The following is an 8,584-nucleotide window of genomic DNA, read 5'->3' on the forward strand; positions in this document are numbered from 1 at the left end:
AACGCCCTGACAGGAAGGCTCATGAATAAGGCGGGCTAGATGCGCAAGCCGATCCGACCGTTGCGCGAGGTGTTGTGCCAGCATCGCCCGCCCGGTCGCCGCCAACTCACACATCAGGTCAGATTTGCTTTCGAAATGTCGGTAGGCGGCTGTGGCGGAAATCCCGATCGACCTTGAAATTTTACGAAGACTGATTGCGTCATATGGCTCAGTTTTGAGCGCCTCCAGCGCGGCAGCGACCAAATCCTGACGGACAGATCCGTGATGATATTGTGATTTGCTCATCGTTCCGATTTCAGTGCTGCTGCATCTCGATTTCTTGATCGCCCATTCGCTCCAGCAGCTTTGGCTTGATCACCTTGCCGGCCAGCGTCGTGGGGAAATCATCGATGATGATGGCGCGGGTTGGTCGTTTATAGGGCGCGATGCGGGCCGTCAGGCGCGTCAAGACAGCATCAAGCGCATCCACATCCCGTAGCTTGACGAATAGAGCGATGCCCTCGTCTTCGCCTTCTGGATAGCCGAGTACGGCGCATTGTTCGACTGCCGGATCTTCGTCGACCAGCGCTTCAATCTCAAGCGGATAGACGTTGAAGCCTGACCGGATGATCATTTCCTTTTGCCGCCCGAGCAGGTGGAGTGCGCCGTCGCGATCAATTTGCCCCAGATCGCCGGTGCGCAGCCAACCTTCGGCGTCGACCGTGTCGCGGGTCAGTTCCGGGGCCTTGAAGTAACCGCGCATGATGCCGGGGCCGCGCACATAAACTTCGCCTGGATGGCCCGCAGGCATTGCCGCGCCGGCCGGACTGCGGACACTCAGGCTGACACCTGGCAGCGGAAGGCCGACGCCAGCGGTGCGCGGATCGTCGGCGCCGTCTGTCATCGTAATGGTCGGGCCGGCCTCTGACATGCCGTAGCCGCTGTGGAGCGGCAGTCCGATCCATTGGTTCACCCGGTCGACCAAAGCGGGGCTGAGCGGGGATCCGCCACAACCAATGAAACGCAGCGACGCGCTGGCGAGCGGCGCCGCGCGAGCCTCAAGCTGATCGCACAGCCGGGCAAACATGGTTGGCACACCGTTGAACAGGGTGACGCCGCCGCTGTTCTCCAAACCGGCAATGACACCCTCCGGCTGAAAGCGCGACAGTATGCGGACGCTGGCCCCGGCACAAAGCGCACCCAGCAACACCGAGGTCAGCCCGAAAGCATGGGTCAGCGGCAGCGCAGCATAAGCGCAATCGGAAGGCCCAATGCCGCGCCTGGCAGCAATGCCGTGCGCAACGAAATCGAGATTGTCATGCGCCAGCATCACGCCTTTGGGTGCGCCTGTTGTTCCCGATGTGAAAAGGATCAGCGCAGCGTCGCCGTGCGCCGGAGCCGCGCCGTCATGCGCCGTATCGCGCAGGCGCAGCGCTGTGCCGCCGTCCGCCGGACTGCACGACAGGACGCCTGCCACGTCGGCGAAGTCGATCAGCCTTTCCTGTTCGGCCTGTGAGAGCCGTTCATTGACAAGCGCGACCGCTGCACCGGTACGCCAGACGGCCAGCAGTGCGACTGCCGTTTCCATGCCGTTTGCGCCGACAACGGCGATCCGCGATCCGCGCCCGAGCCCGGCGCTTTGGATGGTCGCGGACAGGCCACCCACGCGGCGATCAAGTTCTGCGAATGACACGCTTTCCTGATCGTCAATGATCGCGGGCGCATCGGGCCGGGTTTGTGCCCAATGGGCAACGAAGCGGGCTTCGCTGGTCGATGCCGGGTTAGCGCCCATGGCCGCGCTCCATCACAGTGCCTCCAGAGCGCCGCGCGGCAAGCTTTGCGGCCAGTCCCTCAACAAAGGAGGCGATCACCGCCTCGCGCGCGACGTCGTGGCTTACCAGCTGACCGACCTGGCTCGGGATCAGGCTGCCTGCGCTGATCTTGCCAAAGCCATGGACCACAGACCATGCAGCCAGCGTCTCGGTTTCCACGCTTTCACTGTCCCCGCCCGCTTGCGTGACAAGTTCGGCAACCAGCAGCCGCAGCAGTCCAAAGCAGGTCCGCGCTGCCACCTTCACTTCATCGCCCCGGGTGCTGCCGATCAATCGGGCGAGGAACATGAACTGGAACCGCGCCGGCGACGAATCGGCATAAAGAACATAAGCTCGCATGGCTGCAAGCAGCCGCTCCTCAGGCGCCGCGGAAACCGATATAGCCTCTGTCAAGCGCGCAATCAGTTCGCGAAAGCAGACAGCGGCAATCGCGCATTCCAGCCCTTCCTTGTCGGTGAAGTGATAGGCCGATGCGGTTTGGGTTACGCCGTTGACCTGCGCGATGCCGCGAAGCGTGAGCGCCGTCGGCCCTTGTTCATCTAGCAACTTGAGCGCAGCTTGAACCAGCGATGCGCGCAGATTGCCATGATGGTATCCGGCTTTCGCCAATCTGGGCGCGCGAGCATTGGGCTGGCTAGCCATGTTGAAATCTTTTCCGGGTTAGCATTCGAGGTCGTTGCATTAGTGCGGTCCTGCAATCATCGTTCCGCCGTCAACGACGATAACCTGACCGTTGATATAGGCACCAGCGGCTGAGGCCAGCATTACGACCACACCCGCGACATCCTCCACCCTACCGAGCCGACGCAGTGGATTGACCGCGGCCTTTGCACGCTCGTTTTCCGGATCTTGCCACAGTGCCTTGGCAAAATCGGTCTTGATCAGGCCCGGCGCAATGGCGTTGACGCGAATGCCCGATGGTCCCCATTCGAGCGCCAGATTGCGCGCCAAGGCCATTTCGGCCGCTTTTGAGACGCCATAAGTACCCAGCATCGTATTGCCGCGCAGCCCGGCGATGCTCGACATCAGTACCACCGCGCCGCCCTGCCGCGCCATGATAGGCATCGCCTGCTTGCACAGCCACATGATGCTGCGGACATTGGCCGTCATCGTCGCGTCGAAGCTGGCATCGTCAATGTCCAGATTCGGACCCCGATGCAGACTGACAGCGGCATTGCACACCAAAATGTCGATCCTGCCCCATTGCTGTTCGGTGCGCGCGACCAGACCGGCCAGGGCGTCGCTGTCGCTGACATCGCATTCCGACCCGATCGCTTCAAAACCATCTGCCGCCAGTTCATCCGCGACCCGGTCGCAATCCGCCTGCGAGCGGCTCGAAATCACGACTCGCGCGCCCGCACGGGCCAGCGCGCGCGCCGCCGCCAGACCAATCCCCTTGGTCGAGCCGGTGACAATCGCAACCTGGCCGGAAAGGCCAAACAGATAGTCAAGAACGGGTTTGTTCATTGCAGCCAATGCCTTTCTCGGGTGTCGAACCGGCCCGCAGCGGGGCCGCCTCTCGAACACGAATCGTTTATAGACCACAAATTATGTTACCTAAAGTTTCAGGAGGTGAACAATGAGAGTTGTCTGATTTTCGAAGGTCTAGAAGCTTGGTTTCTTGCTTTTTATACCGCCTTGACAGCAATCAAGTGTCAACTATATGCTGTAAAGATTGAAGGGAGATTCGATCATGGATACTGCAACTCTCACTCCAGCCGGTTCCGCCAGTGCCGCCGTACGCGCGCCCTATCCGGCCGACGCGCCCAATACCTATCTGACCGGAAACTACGGCCCGGTGCTGGAAGAGGTCAGCGCCGACGCTCTGGTGGTCGAAGGCACCATCCCGCCAGAGCTAGATGGACTGTTCCTGCGCAACGGCCCCAATCCGATGGAAGTGGTCGATATGGCGACGCACCACTGGTTCCTGGGTGACGGCATGGTCCACGGCACCCGCCTGAAAGACGGCAAGGCGATGTGGTATCGCAACCGCTTCATCCGCTCGCACGAAACCGCCGGGCATATCGGCGAAAAGGGCGTTCCCGGTCCACAGCGCAGCCCGATCGACGTGGTCAACACCCATGTTCAGGCCTTCGGTGGCAAGATTTTCGCGCTGGTCGAATCGGGCCCTTATCCGATCGAACTCGATGCCGATCTGAACAATATCGCCTATTCCGATTTTTCGGGCACGCTTGACGGATCGTGGGCGGCGCACCCCCATACCGATCACGCGCGTCTGGAATGGCATGCGATGACCTACGACGTCGGGGTCAAGGATACCGTCTGGCATGTCGTGGTCGGGCCCGATCTGAAGGTCAAACGGCGCGTGGCCGTCGCGGTTGAAGACGGTCCGATGATGCACGATTTCGCGCTGACCGAACGCTATGTCGTGCTGCTCGATCTGCCGGTGGTCTGGGACGATGAAGCGGCAGCGGGCGGCAATAACTTCGCCTATCACTGGCGCGAAGGCCGCAAGGCGCGCGTCGGGCTGTTGCCGCGCGATGGTGACGGAGCCAGCGTACGCTGGGTCGAGGTTGACCCCTGCTACAGCTTCCACGTCGCCAATGCCTTTGACGATGCCGACGGCGCGGTGCAGATCGATCTGGTGGTCCACCCCCGGATGTTCGATACCAACCGCACCGGCCCGAACGAAGGCTTGCCGGTGATGGAACGCTGGACGATCGCGCCCGGTGCAACCCGCGTCGCCCGCCAGGTCACGCTCACCGCGCCGCACGAATTTCCGCGCGTTGACGAACGGCTATTCGGCCGCGAACACCGGATGATCTATGCCGCCGGGGTTCAGATGGATCGCGGTTCGTCCTTCTGTCTCGATACGAAAACTGGGGCGCTCAAGGTTCACGATCACGGCGCGATGCGTTTCGGGTCGGAATGCGTCTTCATTCCGCGCAGCGCCGCTGCGGTCGAAGGCGATGGCTGGGTGGTCACCTATGTCTGGGACGCCCGGTCCAACACGTCGGATTTGGTGATCATCGATGCCGGCAATTTCGACGGCGAACCGGTAGCCAAGGTGAAGCTGCCGGTGCGGGTGCCGTTCGGTTTCCACGGCAGCTGGATCGCGCAGGAGGAATTGGCATGAAGGCCGTCCAATATCACGAACTGGGCGAGCCCGAAGTTCTGAAGCTTGAAGAAGTTCCCGATCCCGCCCCAGGACCCGACGATCTGCTGGTCGCGGTCAAGGCGGCGGGCGTCAACTATTCCGACGCGGGCAAGCGCCGGGGGCTCTATCTCGAACCTACGCCGCTGCCCTACTGCCCGGGGTCAGAGGTCGCCGGAACGGTGGTTAGCATGGGCGCGAATGTTTCGGGCTTTGCGCTTGGCGACCGGGTGGTCGGCCTGCTGCCCTCGCGCAGCGGGGGCTATGCCGAGCTGGCGGCGCTGCCGGCGCGCACCGCGATCGTCATCCCGGCGGCGATGGATTATGCCACCGCCGTGACCTTGCCCAACCAGGGCGCAACCGCGCTCAACCTGCTGACCACGATGGCGCGGCTGGCCAAGGGCGAAAGCGTGCTGGTCCATGCCGCGGCCGGCGGGGTTGGCGGGCTGATCATCCAGCTGGCCAAGCACCTGGGCGCGGGGACGGTGATCGGCCTCGCGTCCAACGCGGCAAAGCGCGATCATGTGCTGGCGCTGGGCGCCGATGCGGCGTTCGATTCGACTAATCTGAATTGGGTCGGCGAAGTGAGGGCGATCACCAAAGGCGCGGGCGTCGATATCGTCCTCGACAGTGTCGGCGGCGATGCCTTCAACAGCAGCCTCGATTGCCTGGCCCCGTTCGGGCGGGTGATCTGCTATGGTTTGGCCAGCGGGGTGCCGCATCAGGTTTCGCCGCTGCGGCTGATGCGACCGAGCCAGATGGTCGCAGGCTTCCACCTCGACGGGATCGTGAATGATGACAGCCGCTTTGCCAGCGATTTGCAGAGACTGGTCGACATGGCTGCATCGGGCGGGCTGAAGCCTGTTATCGGCAAGCGCTTTGCGCTGACTGATGCGATCGCGGCGCACCACTTTATCGAGAGCCGCCAAAGCCTCGGCAAACTGGTGATCGAGCCGGCGGGAGCAGCATCATGATATCTGGAAAAACGCGCCAGATTGAGACGCGGATCGGCAAGCTCGCCGTCCATGAACATGGCAGCGGTGAGGGAACGATCGTCTTCTGGCCCGCGCTGTACACCGATCACCGCATCTACGCAGGGCAAGTTGCAGCCTTTGCGGAGCGTTACCGGCTGCTGGTGATCGATCCGCCGGGGCATGGCGACAGCCCCGTGCCCGATGATCTGGTCAGCATGCCCGATTGCGCGCAGGCGGTGATCGACATTCTCGACGCCTATGGTGAAACATCGGTCCACTGGGTTGGCACCAGCTGGGGCGGGATCATCGGCGGCCATCTTGGCACAGCCCATCCCGAACGCTTCAAATCGCTGCTGCTGGCCAATACCCCGTTCGATCACGGCGATCCAAAGGCGCTGCGCGGTGCGAAATTCGTGGTCGGACTGGCCAAGCTCTTTGGCGGCAGCGCCTTCTTCGGCAAGGGCGTCGGGCGCTCGTTCTTCCCCGATCTCAAGGCGCTGGACAAGGCAAAGCTGGCTGTGTTCCTCTCCGGCATCGCCCGCCAGAGCCGCAAGAGCCTGACGACGGCCGGACGCTCGGTGCTGATCGCGCGCGACAGCCTGTTGCCGCTGCTGCCTTCGGTCAAGGTTCGCACCATGGTAGTCGCGGGCGAGATGGACAAGCTCTACCCGCCTGAAGAATTGCGCGCAGCCGCCGCGCTGATTCCGGGCGCTGAGTTCCACATCACCAAAGGCACCGGCCACCTTTCGGCATTCGAAGCGCCGGGCGCGTTCAACGCCCTGCTCGGCGAATGGCTCGATCGGCCTGCGCTTGGCTGAACGCGCTAGAAATCGGCCTCGGCCATGCGGCCTTGGCAGAGCTCGCAGCGCGGCCCAACGAAACAATTTGAAAACGGAGGCCTAAGGCAATGGACAGCTATCTGAAACACTATATCGGCGGCAAGTGGGTCGACAGCATCGGCGGCAAACGTCACCTTGTGATCAGCCCTTCGACAGAGGAGCCGTGCACGGAGATTACGCTGGGCACCGCTGCTGACGTTGACGCCGCCGTCGCGGCAGCGCGCGAAGCGTTCAAGACCTGGTCGCTCTCAACGCGTGAAGAGCGACTTGCGCTGATGGAGCGCATCGTCGAAGAGTTCAAAAAGCGCATTCCCGATCTGGCGCGTTCGCTGTCAAGCGAAATGGGCGCGCCAATCAGCCTGGCCTCCACACGCCAGGTTGGCGCAGGCATCGGCGGGTTTCTGGGCACGATGGAAGCGCTCAAGGATTTCGCGTTCACCGAACGGCATGGCCCCAATCTGGTCGCCTACGAACCAATCGGCGTCGTCGGCATGATCACCCCGTGGAACTGGCCACTCAACCAGATCGCGCTGAAGGTCGCGCCCGCGCTGGCCGGCGGCAACACGATGGTGCTCAAGCCTTCCGAGGAATGCCCCGGCAATGCTGCCATCCTTGCTGAGATCATGGACGCAGCGGGCGTTCCGCCCGGTGTTTTCAACCTGGTTCAGGGCGATGGCGCGGGCGTTGGCACCGCGATTGCGGCGCACAAGGATATCGAGATGGTGAGCTTTACCGGATCGACCCGCGCGGGCATTCTCGTTGCCAAGAGCGCGGCTGATACGGTCAAGCGCGTCCATCAGGAACTGGGCGGCAAATCGCCCAATCTGGTGCTACCGGGATCGGATCTTGCCGCTTTCCTGCCTGCAACGGCAAGCGGGGTTCTGGTCAATAGCGGACAAAGCTGCATCGCGCCGACACGGATCCTGGTCCACAAGGATCAGGAAGCCGAAGCGGTTGGCCTGATCAAAAACCTGTTCGCCAGCACCGAGGTTGGCGACCCGCTCGAGGAGGGCACCCATATTGGCCCCGTGGTCAACAAGGCGCAATATGCCAAGATCCAGGACCTGATCCAGTCAGCAATCGACGAGGGTGCCACGCTCGAAACCGGCGGCACCGGCCTGCCGTCGAACGTCAATCGCGGCTATTATATCAAACCCACGGTGTTTTCGGGCGTCACGCCCGACATGCGGATTGCGAAAGAGGAGACCTTCGGTCCAGTGGCCACGGTGTTCCGGTACGATACGCTCGATCAAGCGATCGAGATGGCCAACGACACCGAATACGGCCTTTCCGCCGTGATTTCCGGTGATCCCGCCGCTGCGCTCTCCGTTGCCGGCAAGCTGCGCGCTGGCATGGTCGCGGTCAATGACTGGGCGCCCCAACCCGGCGCGCCGTTCGGCGGCTACAAGCAATCGGGCAACGGCCGCGAAGCCGGCTTGTTCGGCCTGAAGGACTTTATGGAGGTCAAGTCGATCACCGGTATTCCTGCTTGAATAATATGATGCCGTCGCAAGAGCAGCAACCGGGACGGCCTCGTTCAAACCGAGGATTATGGCATTTCGAGAGTCGAATAGCCGTCGCCGGTCTTGCTCGCGACGGTCAAACCCCAGCCGGTAAATATTTTTAGCTCCGGCGTTTCGTTTACTCTGGCGGCAACTTTTCGCGTCGCCAACAGAACGAACCGCTCTTAAACAAGAATAGGTTCGTTTTCCAATTTCGAAGCTTTATTGTGCGGGGACTTGCGGACATGTGGAACGACGAGAATGCCATCTACGACGAAGGCGAGTGGATCACATGGACCGAGATTAACCCGCCTTATTCATGAGCCTTCCTGTCAGGGCGTTG

At 62.1% G+C, this 8,584-nt stretch carries 8 protein-coding genes; 4 read left to right on the top strand and 4 right to left on the bottom strand.

Annotated features, from left to right (window positions below; all coding sequences use genetic code 11):
• The 4 genes from CHU93_RS17035 to CHU93_RS01345 form a co-directional block, all read right to left on the bottom strand.
• On the bottom strand, nt 1-285 hold a 285-nt coding region (locus CHU93_RS17035; protein ID WP_133064269.1), incomplete at its 3' end, for a TetR/AcrR family transcriptional regulator.
• A 10-nt stretch (nt 286-295) separates the two neighbouring features.
• Nucleotides 296-1,771 carry a class I adenylate-forming enzyme family protein gene (locus CHU93_RS01335; protein WP_094472418.1) on the bottom strand — a complete coding sequence of 492 codons (1,476 nt, stop codon included), beginning with the start codon at nt 1,769-1,771 and terminating at the stop codon, nt 296-298.
• The gene (locus CHU93_RS01340; RefSeq protein ID WP_094472419.1) at nt 1,761-2,453 is read right to left on the bottom strand and encodes a TetR/AcrR family transcriptional regulator; all 693 of its coding nucleotides are present in this window, start codon (nt 2,451-2,453) and stop codon (nt 1,761-1,763) included. The genes CHU93_RS01335 and CHU93_RS01340 overlap by 11 nt, the downstream gene beginning before the upstream one ends.
• Nucleotides 2,454-2,492: 39 nt before the next feature.
• Nucleotides 2,493-3,278 carry an SDR family NAD(P)-dependent oxidoreductase gene (locus CHU93_RS01345; RefSeq protein ID WP_094472420.1) on the bottom strand — a complete coding sequence of 262 codons (786 nt, stop codon included), beginning with the start codon at nt 3,276-3,278 and terminating at the stop codon, nt 2,493-2,495.
• 226 nt (nt 3,279-3,504) lie between these two features.
• On the opposite strand from CHU93_RS01345, the gene CHU93_RS01350 reads away from it, so the two are divergent.
• The 4 genes from CHU93_RS01350 (at nt 3,505) to CHU93_RS01365 (ending at nt 8,232) form a co-directional block, all read left to right on the top strand.
• Complete coding sequence (locus CHU93_RS01350) at nt 3,505-4,908, top strand: carotenoid oxygenase family protein (RefSeq protein ID WP_094472421.1); 1,404 nt, start codon at nt 3,505-3,507, stop codon at nt 4,906-4,908.
• Nucleotides 4,905-5,900: a quinone oxidoreductase family protein gene (locus tag CHU93_RS01355; RefSeq protein ID WP_094472422.1), complete on the top strand. Its 996-nt coding sequence runs from the start codon at nt 4,905-4,907 to the stop codon at nt 5,898-5,900. Before CHU93_RS01350 ends, CHU93_RS01355 begins: the two co-directional genes overlap by 4 nt.
• On the top strand, nt 5,897-6,718 hold the full coding sequence (locus CHU93_RS01360; protein ID WP_094472423.1) for an alpha/beta fold hydrolase: 822 nt from the start codon (nt 5,897-5,899) through the stop codon (nt 6,716-6,718). Before CHU93_RS01355 ends, CHU93_RS01360 begins: the two co-directional genes overlap by 4 nt.
• Before the next feature lie 89 nt (nt 6,719-6,807).
• Nucleotides 6,808-8,232: an aldehyde dehydrogenase family protein gene (locus CHU93_RS01365; protein WP_094472424.1), complete on the top strand. Its 1,425-nt coding sequence runs from the start codon at nt 6,808-6,810 to the stop codon at nt 8,230-8,232.
• Nucleotides 8,233-8,584 lie beyond the last annotated feature (352 nt).

Origin of the sequence: Sandarakinorhabdus cyanobacteriorum (assembly GCF_002251755.1) — a bacterium.
Lineage (GTDB): Bacteria > Pseudomonadota > Alphaproteobacteria > Sphingomonadales > Sphingomonadaceae > Sandarakinorhabdus > Sandarakinorhabdus cyanobacteriorum.

Coding starts and splice junctions, on each gene's coding strand:
- CHU93_RS01335 (WP_094472418.1), bottom strand. CDS start 1,771: ATGGGCGCTAACCCGGCATCGACCAGCGAAGCCCGCTTCGTTGCCCAT.
- CHU93_RS01340 (WP_094472419.1), bottom strand. CDS start 2,453: ATGGCTAGCCAGCCCAATGCTCGCGCGCCCAGATTGGCGAAAGCCGGA.
- CHU93_RS01345 (WP_094472420.1), bottom strand. CDS start 3,278: ATGAACAAACCCGTTCTTGACTATCTGTTTGGCCTTTCCGGCCAGGTT.
- CHU93_RS01350 (WP_094472421.1), top strand. CDS start 3,505: ATGGATACTGCAACTCTCACTCCAGCCGGTTCCGCCAGTGCCGCCGTA.
- CHU93_RS01355 (WP_094472422.1), top strand. CDS start 4,905: ATGAAGGCCGTCCAATATCACGAACTGGGCGAGCCCGAAGTTCTGAAG.
- CHU93_RS01360 (WP_094472423.1), top strand. CDS start 5,897: ATGATATCTGGAAAAACGCGCCAGATTGAGACGCGGATCGGCAAGCTC.
- CHU93_RS01365 (WP_094472424.1), top strand. CDS start 6,808: ATGGACAGCTATCTGAAACACTATATCGGCGGCAAGTGGGTCGACAGC.